The 17379-nt window shown below is 64.0% G+C and carries 17 protein-coding genes, 1 pseudogene and 1 riboswitch; of the genes and pseudogenes, 3 read left to right on the forward strand and 15 right to left on the reverse strand.

Annotated elements, in window-relative coordinates:
• The 3 genes from AX735_RS03805 to AX735_RS03815 form a co-directional block, all read right to left on the reverse strand.
• Positions 1 to 490 (reverse strand): enoyl-CoA hydratase-related protein (locus AX735_RS03805; RefSeq protein WP_196490337.1); only part of this gene is annotated, 490 nt, incomplete at its 3' end.
• Positions 487 to 1542, reverse strand: coding sequence for an enoyl-CoA hydratase/isomerase family protein (locus AX735_RS03810; RefSeq protein WP_060979635.1), 1056 nt, complete (start codon positions 1540 to 1542; stop codon positions 487 to 489). The genes AX735_RS03810 and AX735_RS03805, both read right to left, overlap by 4 nt.
• Before the next feature lie 10 nt (positions 1543 to 1552).
• On the reverse strand, positions 1553 to 2698 hold the full coding sequence (locus tag AX735_RS03815; protein WP_060979715.1) for an acyl-CoA dehydrogenase family protein: 1146 nt from the start codon (positions 2696 to 2698) through the stop codon (positions 1553 to 1555).
• Between the two features lie 206 nt (positions 2699 to 2904).
• On the opposite strand from AX735_RS03815, the gene AX735_RS03820 reads away from it, so the two are divergent.
• Positions 2905 to 3834, forward strand: a complete 930-nt coding sequence (locus tag AX735_RS03820; RefSeq protein WP_067511873.1) for a DMT family transporter — start codon at positions 2905 to 2907, stop codon at positions 3832 to 3834.
• Here the strand turns inward: AX735_RS03820 and AX735_RS03825 are convergent.
• Positions 3813 to 5395, reverse strand: a pseudogene (locus AX735_RS03825) (long-chain-fatty-acid--CoA ligase). The gene AX735_RS03820 and the pseudogene AX735_RS03825 sit on opposite strands and share 22 nt — an antisense overlap.
• Positions 5396 to 5495: 100 nt before the next feature.
• Positions 5496 to 6137 (reverse strand): DUF938 domain-containing protein, encoded by a 642-nt coding sequence (locus AX735_RS03830; protein WP_066275893.1) that lies wholly within the window; start codon positions 6135 to 6137, stop codon positions 5496 to 5498.
• Between the two features lie 77 nt (positions 6138 to 6214).
• Between AX735_RS03830 and AX735_RS03835 the strand changes: the two genes are divergently transcribed.
• Positions 6215 to 6712: a methyltransferase family protein gene (locus AX735_RS03835; protein WP_066275856.1), complete on the forward strand. Its 498-nt coding sequence runs from the start codon at positions 6215 to 6217 to the stop codon at positions 6710 to 6712.
• A 46-nt stretch (positions 6713 to 6758) separates the two neighbouring features.
• Here the strand turns inward: AX735_RS03835 and gcvPB are convergent, their stop codons facing one another.
• The 10 genes from gcvPB to AX735_RS03885 form a co-directional block, all read right to left on the reverse strand.
• Entirely contained in the window at positions 6759 to 8339 is a 1581-nt protein-coding gene (gcvPB, locus tag AX735_RS03840; RefSeq protein ID WP_066275865.1) for an aminomethyl-transferring glycine dehydrogenase subunit GcvPB, read from the reverse strand.
• Positions 8336 to 9694, reverse strand: a complete 1359-nt coding sequence (gene gcvPA, locus AX735_RS03845) for an aminomethyl-transferring glycine dehydrogenase subunit GcvPA (protein ID WP_066275868.1) — start codon at positions 9692 to 9694, stop codon at positions 8336 to 8338. The genes gcvPB and gcvPA overlap by 4 nt, the downstream gene beginning before the upstream one ends.
• Before the next feature lie 36 nt (positions 9695 to 9730).
• Positions 9731 to 10102: a glycine cleavage system protein GcvH gene (gcvH, locus tag AX735_RS03850; RefSeq protein WP_066275871.1), complete on the reverse strand. Its 372-nt coding sequence runs from the start codon at positions 10100 to 10102 to the stop codon at positions 9731 to 9733.
• Positions 10103 to 10130: 28 nt separating this feature from the next.
• A complete protein-coding gene (gene gcvT, locus AX735_RS03855) occupies positions 10131 to 11264 on the reverse strand; it encodes a glycine cleavage system aminomethyltransferase GcvT (RefSeq protein ID WP_082750911.1) in 1134 nt (377 codons plus the stop codon).
• Positions 11265 to 11436: 172 nt separating this feature from the next.
• A riboswitch (glycine riboswitch) is annotated at positions 11437 to 11529 on the reverse strand.
• Between the two features lie 87 nt (positions 11530 to 11616).
• Positions 11617 to 12786, reverse strand: a complete 1170-nt coding sequence (locus AX735_RS03860; protein ID WP_066275874.1) for a deoxyguanosinetriphosphate triphosphohydrolase — start codon at positions 12784 to 12786, stop codon at positions 11617 to 11619.
• An 80-nt stretch (positions 12787 to 12866) separates the two neighbouring features.
• Positions 12867 to 13562: an aspartate/glutamate racemase family protein gene (locus tag AX735_RS03865; RefSeq protein WP_066275877.1), complete on the reverse strand. Its 696-nt coding sequence runs from the start codon at positions 13560 to 13562 to the stop codon at positions 12867 to 12869.
• Positions 13563 to 13567: 5 nt separating this feature from the next.
• Positions 13568 to 15094 carry an NAD(P)(+) transhydrogenase (Re/Si-specific) subunit beta gene (locus AX735_RS03870; RefSeq protein ID WP_231750010.1) on the reverse strand — a complete coding sequence of 509 codons (1527 nt, stop codon included), beginning with the start codon at positions 15092 to 15094 and terminating at the stop codon, positions 13568 to 13570.
• A complete protein-coding gene (locus AX735_RS03875) occupies positions 15094 to 15378 on the reverse strand; it encodes an NAD(P) transhydrogenase subunit alpha (protein WP_023836382.1) in 285 nt (94 codons plus the stop codon). The genes AX735_RS03870 and AX735_RS03875 overlap by 1 nt, the downstream gene beginning before the upstream one ends.
• A 92-nt stretch (positions 15379 to 15470) precedes the next feature.
• A complete protein-coding gene (locus tag AX735_RS03880) occupies positions 15471 to 16601 on the reverse strand; it encodes an NAD(P) transhydrogenase subunit alpha (protein WP_066275885.1) in 1131 nt (376 codons plus the stop codon).
• Between the two features lie 11 nt (positions 16602 to 16612).
• Positions 16613 to 16744, reverse strand: a complete 132-nt coding sequence (locus AX735_RS03885) for an aa3-type cytochrome c oxidase subunit IV (RefSeq protein ID WP_060979644.1) — start codon at positions 16742 to 16744, stop codon at positions 16613 to 16615.
• A 147-nt stretch (positions 16745 to 16891) separates the two neighbouring features.
• Here AX735_RS03885 and AX735_RS03890 point away from each other — a divergent pair.
• A partial coding sequence (locus AX735_RS03890) for a response regulator (protein WP_156447407.1) occupies positions 16892 to 17379 on the forward strand: 488 nt, incomplete at its 3' end.

Consider the following 17379-nt stretch of genomic DNA (forward strand, 5'->3'; position numbering starts at 1 on the left):
TCCGCCCGGTCAGGCACATGTCCATGGTCTTGGCCTTGCCGATGGCGCGCGCCATGCGCTGCGATCCGCCCATGCCGGGGGTCACGGCGAGCTTGATCTCGGGCTGGCCGAACTTGGCATTGTCAGCCGCGATGATGAAATCGCACATCATGGCAAGTTCGCAGCCGCCGCCCAGCGCATAGCCGGCGACCGCCGCAATCACCGGCTTGCGGGTCGCGGTGACGCGATCATACCCAGCGAAGAAGTTGCTGCCGTACATGTCGGCAAAGCTCTGGGTCGACATCTCCTTGATGTCGGCACCGGCGGCAAAGGCCTTTTCGCTGCCGGTAAGGACTGCGCAGCCCTGCGACGGATCGGCATCGAACGCGCCCAGCGCCGCGATCAGATCGGCGAGCACCTGGCTGTTCAGCGCATTGAGCGCCTGCGGACGGTTGAGCGTGATCAGCGTGACGGCACCGCGCTGTTCGACGAGAAGCGTTTCGTAGGTCATCGGGCAATCTCCAGGGGGGTCCAGGCCTGATCCTCAGGCAGCGGCGCAAAGATGGTGTCGAGCAGCGCGTCGGTGACACCTTCGGCGGTGTCGGGGTTCCAGCGCGGCGCATTGTCCTTCTCGATGATCAGCGCGCGCACGCCCTCGATGAAGTCGTGCATCTGCACCACGCGCGCGCCGATCGCATATTCCTGGCGCATTTCAGCAGCAAAGTCAGCCATTTGCGCGCCTTCCTTGAGCTGACGCAACGCCACCTTGCAGGTCTGGGGCGACTTGGTCGAGAGCGTCTTCAGTTCCTTCGCACTCCAGTCCGATCCATCGGCTTCGAGCGCGGCGAGAATGTCCTCGTAGCGATCCGAGGCAAACAGCTGGTCGATCTGCTCGCGATTGCCCAGGATGCGCGCCTCGGGTGGGGCGACCGACAGATCGGAAAGAATGGCGTCCACATCCTGCGGCGCGGCGGCGATGCGCTGTTTCGCTTCGGCGAGCTTTTCGGCAGGCAGATAATGTGTCGCCAGACCCAGCGCATGGCATTCGGCGCCATCGAGCCGTGCTCCGGTGAGCGCGAGAAATTGTCCCACCCGGCCCGGCAGGCGCGAGAGGAACCAGCCGCCGCCCACATCGGGGAACAGGCCTATCCCCGTCTCCGGCATCGCAAAGCGCGTGTTCTCGGTCGCGATGCGATAGCGCGAGGGCATGGCAAGGCCGACGCCGCCGCCCATGGTGATGCCGTCCATGAAGGCGATCACCGGCTTGGGATAGACGAACAGCAGGTGGTTGAGGCGATATTCGACGAAGAAGAACTCGCGCGCCTCTGTGCCATCGGCCGCGCCGCTGGTCGCGAGCATGCGGATGTCTCCGCCCGCGCAGAAGCCGCGCCCTTCGGCATGATCGATCATCACCGCATCGATCGCCGGATCGGTCATCCAGCCGACAAGCGCTTCGGTCATCGCCTGGCACATCGGTGTGGTCAGCGCGTGGATGGCACCAGGGCGGTTGAGGCTGATGACGCCGGTGCGTCCCTCGATACGGGTGAGAATATCGCTGGTCATGGCAGTTCCCTTACTGGCGCAGCATCTCGCGCGCGACGATCATCCGCATCACCTGGTTGGTGCCTTCGAGGATCGAGTGCACGCGCAGATCACGCCAGAAGCGCTCGATCGGATAGTCCTGCAAATAGCCATATCCACCAAAGAGTTGCAAAGCATCGTTGACAATCTTCGAACCGCTGTCGGTGCTCAGACGCTTGGCCATCGCGGCGAACTTGGTCTTGTCGGGGGCGTTGGCGGTCACCTTGGCGGCGGCGAGATAGAGCAGCGCGCGCGCCGCCTCGAGATCGGTCGCCATGTCGGCGAGCATGAACTGGGTGTTCTGGAAATCGTTGATCCGCTTGCCGAACTGCTTGCGGTCATTGGTATAGGCGATTGCCTCGTCGAGGCAGCGCTGCGCCCCGCCCAGCGAGCACGCACCGATGTTCAGGCGGCCGCCGTCCAGACCCATCATCGCGAAACGAAAGCCATCGCCTTCGGCTCCGACCCGGTTGGCCACGGGAATGCGCGCATCCTCGAAGATTACCTGCGCGGTGGGCTGGCTGTGCCATCCCAGCTTCTTCTCGTTCGCGCCGAAGCTGACACCGGGCGTGTCCTTGTCGATCACCAGGCAACTGATCCCCTTGGGACCATCCTCGCCGGTGCGGACCATGGTGACATAGACGTCGTTCGCGCCCGCGCCGCTGATGAACTGCTTGGAGCCGTTGAGCACATAATGGTCGCCATCGCGCACCGCCTTGGTCTTGAGCGCGGCAGCGTCCGATCCCGATCCCGGCTCGGTCAGGCAATAGCTGGCGATCTTATCCATCGTGACGAGGTCGGGCAGATAGCGCGCCTTGAGCTCGTCCGAACCGAAGCTGTCGATCATCCAGGCGGCCATGTTGTGGATCGAGATGAACGCACTGGTCGAGGGGCAGCCATAGGCCATCGCCTCCATGATCAATGCTGCCTCGAGCCGCCCCAGGCCGATACCGCCGCTTTCCTCGCTGACATAGATCGCAGCGAAACCAAGATCCGCCGCCTCCTTGATGGTGTCGCGCGGGAAGATATGCTTCTCGTCCCATTCGGCGGCAAAGGGCGTGATACGGTCGGCGGTGAACTTGCGTGCCGCTTCCTGGATGGCAAGCTGGTCTTCGGTGAGCTCGAACTGGTCGGTCATGGTCATCCTGTGGCCTGTTGCGGGGAATGCCGCTTTTGATCTGGCGATTAATCCAACCGGGTGGCTTTGGCCAGAGTGCAGGCCCCTGTCCTTTTGGGCCAAGGTGATGCGAAAATGCAGGAAACTTGGCGCTTGGTCGCGATAATGCGGCGAAACTGCGCATTGCCGGGATGACGCGCGCGCTTGCTGCTGTTAGCAGGGCTGCGATGGACCTGCCCGAACCGACTCCTGCCCCTGGTGAGCACCGGAACCAGGCGCTTTCTGCCATCGTCATCCGGTTGTTCGCCGCCATTTCGATCACCGCGATGTTCGCCTGCGTCAAGCTCGCCTCCGACCGCGGGGTGCATGTGCTGGAGAGCGTGTTCTATCGCCAGCTGGCCGGAATCATCGTGCTGATCCCGATTGCGCTGGCGGGGCCCGGGCTCGCTGCGCTGCGTACGGATCGTCCCTGGGCGCATGTCAGCCGGATGGTTATCGGCATGGTTGCGATGTCGCTGAACTTTCTGTCCTTCGCGCTGCTGCCGATTGCCGAAGCGACCGCCATCGGCTTCATGGTGCCAATTGTCGCCACCTTGCTTTCGATCGTGCTGCTGAAAGAAGCAGTCGGAGTACACCGCTGGAGTGCGATTGCAGCCGGGCTCGCGGGCGTGCTGATCGTGGTGCAGCCTGGCGACGGGCACATTCCGATGCTCGGTGCGATCGTGTCCTTGGCCGGCGTGGCGGTGACGGCCTTTGTCAGCATCATCATCCGCAAGCTCGGAGAGACCGAGAATCCGATCACGACGATGTTCTGGTTCTCGCTGAGCTCCATGGTGCCACTGGGCATTGCCATGCTGTTCGTCGGCCAGATGCACGACGCGCACACCTGGGGCATCATCGCGCTGATGGGGCTGTTCGGGGCCTTTGCACAGCTGGGCATCACCTGGTCGCTGCGCCTCGCACCGGTATCGGTGGTGCTGCCGATGGACTATTCCAGCCTCATCTGGGCGGCGCTGTTCGGCTATCTCATCTGGGACAAATGGCCGGTGCCCGCGACCTGGATCGGGGCACCGCTCATCATCGGCTCCGGCATGTACATCGCGCTGCGCGAGAACCGGCTGGCGAAGCTGCGCGATCAGGCGACCGCGCGCTCCTGACCCTCCCAATATGGCGCGCGCAATTCGCGCCGCAGGATCTTGCCCGTGGCATTGCGCGGCATTTCCGGAATGACATCCACGCTCTTGGGAGCCTTGAACGGTGCGATCCGCTCGCGGGCCCAGGCGATGACCGATGCCGGATCGACCTCGTGCCCCGGCTCGGCACGACCACGGCCTTGACCGCCTCACCCCACTTCTCGTCGGGAATGCCGATCACCGCGACCTCGAGCACATCGGGATGCCCGAAGATCGCGTTCTCGACCTCGGCGGGATAAACGTTCTCGCCGCCGGAGATGATCATGTCCTTTACCCGGTCCTGGATATAAACATAGCCGTCGTCGTCCATATAGGCGGCATCGCCCGTGCGCAGCCAGCCATCGCCATCGACCGTCTCGCGCGTCTTGGCCTCGTTGCGCCAGTAACCGGTCATGTTGAGCGGTGAGCGGGTGGCGATCTCGCCGATCGTGCCGTTGGGCACGGGGTTGCCCGCCGCATCGATGATCCGGATTTCCACGCCGGGAAGCGCCTTGCCGGCCGACCGCATCCGCTGGTTGCCATTAGGGTCATGGTCCTCCGGCGGCAGCGCGCAGAAGGTGCCGGTGGTTTCGGTCATGCCGTACTGCTGGCAGAATTCTGCGCCCATCACGTGCATGCACTGGCGCAGCAGTTCGAGCGGGATCGGCGCGGCACCATACATGACGAGCTTGAGCCGCGACCAGTCGGTCGTCGCGGCACGCGGGTGGTTGACCACCATCTGCAGCGCGGTCGGCACCAGGAACATGTGCGTGACGCCATCCGCGACGCAATCGAGCACCGCATCGGGCGAGAATTCGGCGCGGATGACCGCGCGGCAGCCATTGTAGAAGGCGATCGTGCCGACTCCCGATCCGGCAATATGCGCAACGGGCATGATGACCAGCATCGAATCCTCGGCACTCACCTTGTACCAGTCGACATCCGAAGCCTCGATGATCGGTCGTAGCGCAAACATGTTGCGATTGCACAGCACCGCGCCCTTGGGGTGACCGGTGGTGCCCGAGGTGTAGAGCTGCAGCACGCCGCGCTCGGGATCGACTTGCGGCAGCGCAGCATCGCCCTGTTCCGCGGCCCAGATGTCGAGCGATTGCAGGCCCGAGGCGTCTCCCTCGGCATCGATCAGCAGTGTCTTCAGGCTGTCCAGCCCCTCGGCCGCCGCCCTGGCGGTCTCGGCGGAAAAGGGCTGGCAGACCAGCAGCGCCGCTTCGGTATCGGACAGGATATAGCGCACTTCGGGCACCGCGAGCCGCCAGCCCACCGGCACCATCGCGAGGCCGGCGCGGCTCGCAGCGATCAGCAGCGTGAAATACAGGCTGGCGTTCTTGCCCAGCCAGGCGATGCGGTTGCCGGGCGCCAGGCCGGAAGCGACAAAGGCGCGGGCATAGCGATCGGCCATCTGGTCGAGCTCGCGATAGCTGATGCGGGTGATCCCATCGTCCATGGCGATGGCGTCGGGGCGCTCTTCGGCCCAGTAGCGGATGGTGGAACCCAAGTCGGTACGCGCATTGGTGGCGGTAGCCAGCATCTCTCTCTCCCACAGGTTCGGCAGTTGGGCGGACCTTTGCGGCCCTGCCCTCGCCCGCACAGGCTAGGCAGAAAGACTATGGCTTGACAATAGATTTGCGTCAGGCGCGCCGATAGACGAGCGACAGGTTGTTCGCGGGCATCTCGATCAACCCGGTACGAACGATGCCACATTCGGCAGCGGCTGCGTCAACATCAGCAACATCACGCAGCCCCCAGGCCGGATTGCGTGCCTTGAGCGATGCGTCAAAGGCCATGTTGCTCTCCGCCGTCATGACGTCATGACGCACGAACGGTCCGTAGAGATAGAGCGGCGCGCCGGCTGGCAGCAGGGAGGCGGTGTGGCGCAAGAGTGCCAGCGTCGCGCTCCACGGGCTGATATGCACCATGTTGATGCACAGGATCGCATCGGCATGCCGGACGGGCCAGGCTTCCTGCTCGACATCGATCAGCACCGGAGGCAGTACATTGGCTGTGCCGGTCTCTGCCGTCCAGGCGGCGATCGAATGCAGAGCGGCAGGCTCGCAATCGCTCGGCTGCCATTGCAGATGCGGAAATGCCTGTGCGAAATGCACGACATGTTCTCCGCTGCCGCTGGCAATCTCGAGCACCATGCCGCTGTCGGGGAGGATGTCGCGCAGCACCTGCGCGATGACTTGACGGTTGCGCAGCGTCGCGGGAGCATGGCGGCGGGCTTCGGTGCCCGCCTCGTTGATCAGCCAGGGCTTGGGTTCGGTCATCATGGCATCATGGCGCGAAGCGAGGCTATCGGCAATCGTTTGGCTTGCGTCGGCCAAGGTGAGGCTCCAGTTTGAGCAACATGGACGACGAACCACCCCAATTGCCGCGCATCGACCCCAGCATCGCGCCATCGGTGGGTTTTCCGCCGCCGCTGGTGTTCCTCGGTTTCCTGATGCTCGGCCTTCTGCTCGACGACGTCATGAGCCTGCCGCCCATTCCGATGGGCCGCGCGATGGAATGGCCGGGCTTTGGCCTGATGATGGCGGGGATCGGGCTGATCATCGTCTCATTGGGCATGTTCAGCGCCTATGGCGAGGATCCGCAGCCCTGGACGCCGAGCCAGGCCATCATCGCGCGCGGACCCTATCGGCACAGCCGCAACCCGATGTACCTGGGCATGCTGATGATCCAGCTGGGCTACGCGCTGTGGGAGGCCAGTATGGGCGTGCTGGCCTTCGTCCCATTCGCGTTCATTGCGATCGACCGGGCGGTGATCGCCAAGGAAGAGAGTTACTTGCGCCGCAAATTTGGCAAGGCGTTCGAGGATTATTGCGCGCGCGTGCGCCGCTGGATCTGACGAAAAAGCCCGCCCGGTGCAGAACCGGGCGGGCAGTCCGAAGGGATCACTCCGCAGCTTCGGCCTGTTCGACCACCGGCTCGGTCCAGACCAGTACCGGTTTGCGCGCGGCCTGGGTCTCGTCTAGGCGGCGACGCGGCGCAAAGTGCGGCGCGCTGTGCAGCGAGGGATCGCCCTGCTTGGCGCGCAGGGCCACCGAACGCAGCGCGCCGATGAACTGGTCGAGCGCCGCCTTGCTTTCCGTCTCGGTCGGTTCGACGAGCATCGCGCCGTGCACCACCAGCGGGAAATAGACCGTCATCGGGTGGAAACCCTCGTCGATCAGACCCTTGGCGATGTCAAGCGTCGAGAAGCCCTCGGCGAGGCCATTGTCCGAGAATAGGGCCTCGTGCATGCAGGGTCCGGCATTCGCGAACGGCGCGTCGAGCACGTCCTCGAGCGAACGCAGCACGTAATTGGCGTTGAGCACCGCATCCTCGGCGACCTGGAGCAGTCCGTCGGCACCATGGCTGAGGATGTAGGTCAGTGCGCGGCTGAACATGCCCATCTGGCCATGGAAGGCGACCATGCGACCGAAGCTGGAGGCGTGATGGTCCTCCATGCTCTCTTCCTCGATCAGCGCCAGCTTGCCGTCCTCGGTGCGTTCGACGAACGGAAGCGGCGCAAACGGCGCGAGCGCTTCGGAGAACACCACCGGGCCCGAGCCGGGGCCGCCGCCGCCATGCGGGGTGGAGAAGGTCTTGTGCAGGTTGATGTGCATCGCATCGACGCCCAGATCGCCCGGACGCACCTTGCCGACAACCGCGTTGAAGTTTGCGCCGTCGCAATAGACGAAGCCGCCCGCCTCATGCACTGCGTCCGAGATGTTCTTGAGATCGCGCTCGAACAGGCCGCAGGTATTGGGGTTGGTGATCATCACGCCTGCGACATCGGGTCCGAGCCGGGCCTTCAGCGCATCGACATCGACACGGCCATCGGGCTTGGCCGGAATGTCCTCGACCTGATAGCCGACGAACGCCGCGGTCGCCGGGTTGGTGCCGTGCGCGCTCTCGGGGACCAGGATGACCGAACGCTTGTCGCCGCGCGCTTCGAGCGCCGAACGGATCGCGAGGATGCCGCACAGCTCGCCATGCGCGCCCGCCTTGGGTGACATCGCGACGCCGGCCATGCCGGTCAGCTTGACGAGCCATTCGCCCAGCTCGTCGATGACCGCCAGCGCGCCCTGAACGGTCTGGATCGGCTGCAGCGGATGGATGTCGGCAAAGCCCGGAAGCCGCGCCATCTTCTCGTTGAGACGGGGGTTGTGCTTCATCGTGCACGATCCCAGCGGAAACAGGCCAAGGTCGATGGCATAGTTCTGGCGGCTGAGGCGCGTGTAGTGCCGCACCGTTTCCTGCTCGGACAGACCCGGCAGACCGATGGCGGCCTTGCGCTCAAGTCCGCCAAGCCGCGAGACGGCCTTCGGAGCTGCGGGCAGGTCGACGCCGGTGCGGGTCGAATCGCCGATCTCGAAGATCAGCGCTTCCTCGAGCATCAGCGCGCGGTTGCCAGTGCTGGTCGCCTGCGCCGAGGATGCGGCGCTGTCTTCGGCAGGACGGGTGGGACGTCCCTGGTTGTTCATGCTCATGCCAGCAGCTCCTCAAGGTTCGTGGCAAAGGCTTCGATGTCTTCGAGCGTCGCGGTCTCTGTGACGGCGACGACCAGTCCGTTGGCAAGGTCAGCTTCTTCCGGATACAGGCGGCCCAGCGAGACGCCGCCCAGGATCCTGCGATCCGCGAGCGCACGGACGATCGTGCGGGCATCCTTGGGAAGAACCAGCGTGAACTCGTTGAAAAAGCTCGCGTTGAGCAGCTTGACGCCCGGAACATTCTCGAGGCGTTCGGCTGCGGTCACCGCCATCGCATGGTTGACCTCTGCAAGACCGCGAAGGCCCTTTTCGCCGAGCAACGTCATGTGAATGCTGAACGCCAGCGCGCACAGCCCGCTATTGGTGCAGATGTTGCTCGTCGCCTTTTCGCGGCGGATATGCTGTTCGCGGGTCGAGAGCGTCAGCACGAAGCCGCGCTTGCCCTCGGCATCGAGGGTCTCGCCGCACAGGCGCCCCGGCATCTGGCGGACATATTTCTGCTTGCAGCCGAACAGGCCGACATAGGGACCGCCAAACTGCAGGCCGACGCCGAGCGATTGGCCTTCGCCCACGACGATATCCGCGCCCATTTCACCGGGGCTGCGCAGCGCGCCCAGCGCCACCGCCTCGGTGACGACCGCGATCAGCAGCGCGCCGGCGGCCTGAGTCGCTTGCGCGAGCGCCGACAAATCCTCGACGCGGCCGAGAATGTCGGGATATTGCACCACGACGCAGCTGGTATTCTTGTCGATCTGACCGATCAGGTCGGCAATGTCGGTCTCGGGCTTCAGGCTCGGGGCCTGATGGACGAGCGCATCCCCGGTGAACCGCGCCATGGTCTTGGCAACGCCGACATAATGCGGGTGCAGGCCCGAGGACAGCAAGGCGGTGGCGCGCTTGGTGATGCGCCGCGCCATGCCGATCGCTTCCCAGCACGCGGTCGAGCCATCGTACATCGATGCGTTCGCGACATCGCAGCCGAGCAGCCGGGCGACCTGGGTCTGGAATTCGAACAGCATCTGCAGCGTGCCCTGCGCAATTTCCGGCTGATAGGGCGTGTACGCCGTCAGGAACTCGCCGCGCTGGATCAGATGATCGACCGAAGCAGGGACATGGTGCCGATAGGCGCCCGCGCCCATGAAAAAGGGCACGTCGCCCGCGACCAGATTCTGGCTGGCCAGCGCCTTCATGTGCCGTTCGACCGCCATTTCGGGCGCGTGCATCGGCAGGCCGTGGATTGGACCGGTCAGCCGGGCCTCTTCGGGGATATCGATGAACAGGTCGTCGATCGAGGCTGCGCCGATCGTGGCGAGCATCGCGCTGCGATCCTGGTTGTTGAGCGGGAGATAGCGCATTGCGGCTAATGTCCTTGGGTCAGAAACGATGAAAAATCAGAGGTCTGCGACGAACTTCTTGTACGCTGCCTCATCCATCAATGCGTCAAGTTCGGCTTCGTCGCTCAGTTCCAGCTTGAAAAACCAGCCATCGCCTTCGGGGTCCGAATTGACCAGGCCGGGTTCGTCGGCGAGCACCTCATTGCCCTCGACGATGGTGCCGGAGATCGGGCTGTAGACATCGCTTGCGGCCTTGACCGACTCGACGACAGCGGCTTCATCGCCCTTGTCGAACTGCTTGCCTTCGGCGGGCACGTCGACGAACACCACATCGCCCAGCTGCTGCTGCGCATATTCGGTGATGCCGACCGTGGCGATCTTGCCTTCGACTTCAACCCATTCATGTTCTTCGGTAAAATAGCGGCTCATGGTGTCACTCCATCGGGTCGTTAGATGTTCAGGCGGTCTTGGGCCGGTGATAACGGTGCGGCACGAACGGCATGGCTGCGACCGTCACCGGGATACGCTTGCCGCGGACTTCGGCCTCCAGCGCAGTGCCCAGCGGGGCAAAGGCAGACTTGACCAGCGCCATCGCGATCGGCGCACCCAGGGTCGGTGCGAAACCGCCCGAGGTTACTTTGCCCACCATGCGGTCGCCGGCAAACAGCTCGGCGCCTTCGCGCACCGGCTGGCGCCCCTCGATGGCAAGACCGACGCGCTTGCGGTCGGTGCCTTCCTCCAGCTCTTCGAGAATGCGCTCGGCACCGGCGAAACCGCCCTCGGCGCGGCGGCGCTTGCTGATTGCGAAGGCAAGGTCACCCTCCACCGGGCTGACGCTTTCGTCGAGGTCATGGCCATAAAGCGGCAGTCCCGCCTCGAGCCGCAACGAATCGCGCGCGCCAAGACCGATCGGCTTGACCAGATCGAGCGCGCACAGTCGGTCGGCGAGCGCGGCGGCATGATCGCAATCGACGCTGATCTCGAAGCCGTCCTCGCCGGTATAGCCCGAACGACTGATCCACAGCGACATTCCGTCGAGCGTGAAAGCGCCTGCCTGCATGAAATAGAGCGATGCGACATCGGGGATCAGGCTGGCCAGCGCCTCGCCTGCCTTGGGCCCCTGAAGCGCGAACAGCGCGCGCTCGTCGAGCAGGGTAATCACCACCTCGTCGGGGAATGTCTCGCGCATGTGCGCCAGATCGTCATATTTGCACGCGCCGTTGACGACGAGATAGAGGTCGCGCTCGCGCCGCGTCACCATCAGGTCGTCGAGGATGCCACCTTCCTCGTTCAGCAGCACCGAATAGCGCATGCGGTTGACGCCCAGCTTCTGGATTTCGCCGGGCACGATCGCTTCCAATGCGACATCGGGTGCATCGCCGGTGAGCAGGACCTGGCCCATATGGCTGACATCGAACAGTCCGGCATTCTCGCGCGTCCAGAGATGCTCGGCCATCACGCCTTCATACTGAACGGGCATCTGATAGCCCGCGAACGGAACCATGCGCGCGCCGCGCGCCCGATGCCATGCATCGAGTGGCAGCAGCCTGTCGGCCACGCGTTCCATCATATCGGCAATATTATCGGTCATCTGGGCACTCCGGCAGATTGAATTGGAACGCGTTGCACGGCCTTCGGGCCCTGCGAGCATCCAACCCCCTCTGTCACTTGAACCTGAGAGCTTTCATGGGTTGCGACCAGCGCCGCCCATTTACCCCTTCGGTGGAGCAGCCTTGCACAGCTGCCCGCTTTCCAGAGCGCCGATCAACGACACGGTCCCGATGACCTGAGAGATTCCGGGGCGGTTGCTCCTTCGGTGGCGGTGGTGACCCACCGCGCTCTCCCGTGCCGTTTCATGAGGCTTGCGCCGCATCGACAAGCCCGGAATGCGCAAAGGCCTTCGGACTGTCAATCAAATTGCGCTGCGACGCACAAAATCCTGTTCAAACGTGGCTAAGGCCTTCGGGCGCATGGCCGAAGATCTGGCGGTGCTGCGACAGCGCGAAGCGATCAGTCATGCCGGCGAGGAAGTCGGCGATATGGCGGCTCTTGTCTGGCTCGGCTTCGGGCAACCGTTGACGCCAGTCGTCGGGCAGCAGCGCGGGATCGTCGCGATAGGCGGCAAAGAGCGCCGCGATGACCTGCCGCGCCAGGTCGGCCGCTTCGAGCTGGCGCGGATGATGATAGACCCGCGCATACATGAACCGCTTCAGTTCGCGTTCCTGCTCCGCCATGGCATCGGAAAAACCGGCGATCACCTGCCCTGCGGCGCGGACATCCTCGATGCTGCCGATGCCGAGCCCCGCTATCCTGGCGCGCGTGGAGGCAATGACGTCGTTGACCATCAAACCGATCTGGTCGCGTACGAATTCGGACTGCAGCCGTGCCTCGGGAACGTCGGAGAATTTAGCGCGAATCGCATCCCATTGCCGCAGCGCCGATGGCAGGCTGAGCAGATCGTCGAACGACAGGAAACCGGCGCGCAGCCCATCGTCGATATCGTGATTGTCATAGGCGATATCGTCGGACACAGCGGCTACTTGCGCTTCGAGCGACGAATAGCGCTTCAAATCGAGGTCGAAACCGGCGTCGATCTCTGCCAGCGCCCAAGGGGCATGTTCGACCGGGCCGTTATGCTTGGCGAGCCCCTCGAGCACCTCCCAGCTGAGGTTGAGACCCTGCCAGCGCGGATAGGGCGATTCGAGCACGTGCAGCGCGCGCAGGGTATGGGCGTTATGGTCGAAACCGCCCTGCCCTGCCATCGCGGCCTCCAGCGCATCCTCGCCAGCATGTCCGAACGGGGGGTGTCCGATGTCGTGCGCCAGGCACAGCGCCTCGGTCAGGTCCTCGTCGAGCCCAAGCGCCCGCGCGATCGTCCGCCCGATCTGCGCGACCTCGAGGCTGTGGGTCAGGCGGACGCGGTAATGATCGCCATCGGGGGCGACGAACACCTGAGTCTTGTGGCGCAGGCGGCGGAAGCTGATCGAATGGATGATGCGGTCGCGGTCGCGCTGAAAGGCGCTGCGCGGTCCCCGCGTCGGCTCGCCCCCTTCGGCAAATTGCCGCCCGCGCGAACGCGAGGGATCACTGGCATAGGGCGCGCGGGGGTGCATGGCTGTTCTACCGTTGAATGCGTGGTGCTCTCCAGCCTCGCCGGAAAACGCCAGCGCCTTCGCCCACATGGGTTAAAAGATCAAGCGTCGCCCATGATCCAGTCGACTGCGGCCTGGGCGTGGATCTCGGTGCCGTCATAGATGGGCAGCACGTTAGCCTTGGTGTCGACGATCATCTCGAGTTCGGTGCAGCCAAGCACCACCGCCTGCACGTCTTCCTTGGCGATATTGGTGAGAAAGGTCTTCATCGTGCGCTCGGATTCGCGGACGACCCTGCCTTCCATCAGTTCCTCGTAGATGATCCGGTCGATCTCCTCGACGCGCTCCATCTCGGGTGCGAGCAGGCCGATGCCATGCTTGACCAGGCGCTGGCGGTAGAAGCTCTCGAGCATGACGTTGCGTGTGCCGATGATTGCGGCGCGCTTGATCCCATCGGCCTGCATCTTCTCGCCGACGCAATCGGCGATATGGATGATCGGAACGCTGACCGCGCCCTGCACCCGGTCATAGACCTTGTGCATCGAATTGGCGCAGATCAGGATCGCGGTCGCGCCCGCCGCCTCGAGCGAGCGCGCGGCGACCGTCAGCTTCTCGGTCGCATGGTCCCAGCCCTCGGGAGTGCGGATCTGCGCGAGATCGCAGAAATTGAGGCTCTCGATCACGATCGGGCCGCTGCACAGCGACCCGGCGCGCTTCTGCACCCCCTTGTTGATCAGCCGGTAATAGGTCTCGGTCGAAACCCAGCTCATGCCGCCGATCAGGCCGATTTTCCGCATGCGGATCAGTGCCCCAGATTCTTGACGATATCCTCGACCATCTTCTTCGCATCGGCGAGCAGCATCATCGTCTGGTCCATGTAGAACACGTCATTGTCGACGCCCGCATAGCCCACGCCGCCCATCGAGCGCTTGATGAAGAACACGGTCTTGGCCTTGTCGACATCGAACACCGGCATGCCGTAGATCGGCGAGGACTTGTCGGTCTTCGCCGCCGGATTGACCACGTCATTCGCGCCAATGATGAAGGCGACATCGGTCTGCGAGAATTCGCTGTTGATGTCCTCGAGCTCGAACACCTCGTCATAGGGCACATTGGCCTCGGCGAGCAGCACGTTCATGTGGCCGGGCATGCGGCCTGCCACCGGGTGGATGGCGTATTTGACGCTGACGCCTTCCTTCTTGAGCAGGTCGGCCATTTCGCGAAGCGCGTGCTGCGCCTGTGCCACCGCCATGCCGTATCCGGGGACGATGATCACGCTTTCGGCCTGCTTCATCATGTACGCCGCGTCCTCGGCGCTGCCGCGCTTCCACGGGCGATCGACCTTGGCCGCGCCGTCACCGCCGCTGCTCGCCTCGGCACCGAAGCCGCCCGCGATCACCGAGATGAAGCTGCGGTTCATCGCCTTGCACATGATGTACGAAAGGATGGCACCCGAAGAGCCGACCAGCGCGCCGGTGATGATCATCGCGGTGTTCGACAGGGTGAAGCCCATCGCTGCGGCTGCCCAGCCCGAATAGCTGTTGAGCATCGAGACGACGACCGGCATGTCCGCGCCACCGATCGGGATGATCAGCAGGAAGCCGATGATGAACGAGAGCACGGTGATAGCCAGGAACAGCCAGCCTTCGCCCGCGCCGCCGTCGGGCGAGACGGTATAGACCGCGATCATACCGAGGATAGCGGCGAGCACGCCCAGGTTGATGACATGGCGGCCTGGCAGCATGATCGGCGAGCCCGACATGTTGCCGTTGAGCTTGAGGAAGGCGATGACCGATCCCGAAAAGGTGATGGCACCGATCGCGACGCCCAGGCCCATCTCGATGCGGCTGACGGTCAGGATCTGGCCATTGGCATCCAGAATGCCGAAGGCTTCGGGATTGAGCCAGGCGGCGAGCGCGACGAGCACAGCGGCTAGGCCGACCAGCGAGTGGAAAGCCGCGACCAGCTGCGGCATATCGGTCATCTTGATCTTGCGCGCGATCACGAAGCCCGCGACGCCGCCGATCGCTATGGCGATCAGGATCTCGACGATATTGGCGATCTCATGCGTCAGCAGCGTGGTGATGACCGCGATGGCCATGCCGATCATGCCGAAGCGGTTGCCGCTGCGGCTGGTTTCCGGGCTGGAAAGACCGCGCAGCGCCAGGATGAAGAAGACGCCCGCGACCAGATAGGCCAGCGAAACCCAGGGGCTCACTGGCGCGGCATCACCGCCCGAGGCAAAGGCCGGGCCGGCGGTCAGCGCGCTGCAGGCAGCGGCGGCGAAAATGAGCGGTCGGTTGATGTTCATTGCTGCCCCCAGAGCCATCACTTGCGCTCCTTCTTCTTGTACATCGCAAGCATGCGCTCGGTGACGGCAAAGCCGCCGAAGATGTTGACCGCGGCAAACACGACCGCGAGCAGGCCCAGATATTTCGCCACCGGCGACACCGCCTCGGCACTGGCGACCAGCGCGCCGACGATGATCACCGACGAAATCGCGTTGGTCACCGCCATCAGCGGCGTATGCAGTGCGGGCGTCACCGACCAGACGACATAATAGCCCACGAAACAGGCCATCACGAAGATCGAGAGGATTGAGATGAAGTCCATCTTCATATTCTCCATTCGTCCCGCCGATCCGGCCTCGCCTGGCTGCGGGAAGGGTCCGGACCAGGCCGGTCAGATGTTCGAAAATCCGGTGATCAGCTCGCGAGCAGCCTCTCGCTGACGACCTTGCCGCCCATGGTCACGCGGACGCCCTGGACGATCTCGTCATCGTCGGGGAACACGGGCGCTTTTGCTTCCTTGTCCCAGAAGGCCGAGAAGAAGTTGAACAGGTTGCGCGCGAAAAGCGCCGAGGCATCGGTGGCGAGCCGCGACGGTACGTTGCGATGCCCGACGATCTTGACGCCATGCTTCACGATGATTTCGCCCGCGACCGCACCTTCTACATTGCCGCCCTGCTCCACCGCCAGATCGACGATCACGCTGCCCGGCTTCATGCTGGCAATCTGCGCATCGCTGATTAGGCGCGGTGCGGGCCGGCCTGGGATCAGCGCGGTGGTGATGACGATGTCCTGTTTGGCGATATGCGACGAGACCAGTTCGGCCTGAGCCGCCTTGTATTCGTCGGACATTTCGGTCGCATAGCCACCCGCGCCTTCACCCTCGATCCCCGCGACATTCTCGACGAAGATCGGCTTGGCGCCGAGCGACTGAATCTGTTCTTTGGTGGCAGAGCGGACATCGGTCGCCGAAACCTGCGCGCCCAGGCGGCGTGCGGTCGCGATCGCCTGCAGCCCGGCCACGCCCACGCCCATGATGAACACCTTGGCGGCGGACACGGTGCCCGCTGCGGTCATCATCATCGGGAAGGCCTTGCCATACTCGGCAGCGCCGTCGATCACCGCCTTGTAGCCCGCAAGGTTCGACTGCGAGGACAAGATGTCCATCGACTGCGCGCGGGTGATGCGCGGCATGAATTCGAGCGCCAGCGCCTGGAAGCCTGCCGCCGCATAGGCGTCGATGCGTGCCCGCTCGCCGAAGGGATTGAGCGAGGCAGCGATCATCGCGCCGGGCTTGGCCCCTGCAAGGCTGGCCGGATCGGGTCCCTGGACGCCGAAGATGATGTCGGCATCGCCGAGCACATCGGCGCGCGACCCCACGCTGGCTCCGGCGGCAGCGAAATCCCCGTCGGAAATCGACGCATATTCGCCCGCACCGGTCTCCACCGCCACGGTCGCTCCCAATCCGATGAACTTCTTGACGGTTTCAGGGCTCGCCGAAACGCGCCGTTCGCCCGATGCCTGCTCCTTGAGGACCGCGATCTTCATGCCGCCGCCGGTCAGCTGGCGATGAGAACGACGACGAACGCCGTCACGAGTGCCGCCACGATCGTGCCGGTCTTCAGCAGGCCCATGAAGCCCTCATAGGTTTGCTTGGCATATTCGAAGTTGTTGGACGTGTCGTTGGCCATGGTCAGAGCCTTCCCCGTTATTGGTGCCGAAGTTGATATCGGTTCGCCTTAACCGAATGCCGGGTGTCGCTCAATCCCGCAAGCTTCAAATCGCTAGGGTTGGCACAAGCTTAGCTTTAATGGGGTTTTTACCACATGCCGTTAAGGATGACGGTGATGGCCAAGGAACGCACAGACGCAGACCAGCAGATCCGCCGGGTAATGCTGATCGATAACGAACCGGCGCAATGCCGCCTGGTCGCAGCGCTTGCGGCCAAGGCCGGCTGGCGCACCGTGTTCGCGCACGATTCGGAAACTGCGATCGCCATGCTCGGCACGCAGGAAGGGATGATGCTCGATGCGATCATTCTCGACCAATGGGTGCCAGGCGACGAAGCCGCCGAACTCATCAGGGAACTGAAGTCGCGCCGTCCGGCGCTGCCCATCCTGATGCTGACAACGAGCACTTCGCCGCTGCTCGCGGTCGAGGCGATGCGTGCTGGCGCCACCGATTATCTGATCAAGCCGATCGCGCCCGATCGGCTCGTCGCCGCGCTCAACGCTGCCGCGCGCAAGGACGATGCCGACGAGCTGCGCCCGCTCACCGAGAAGATCGCGGCCCCGCTCGATTTCGACGAGATGATAGGCTCGTCGCC

This window comes from Blastomonas sp. CCH1-A6 (assembly GCF_001556365.1).
In the GTDB taxonomy this organism is placed as follows: domain Bacteria; phylum Pseudomonadota; class Alphaproteobacteria; order Sphingomonadales; family Sphingomonadaceae; genus Blastomonas; species Blastomonas ursincola.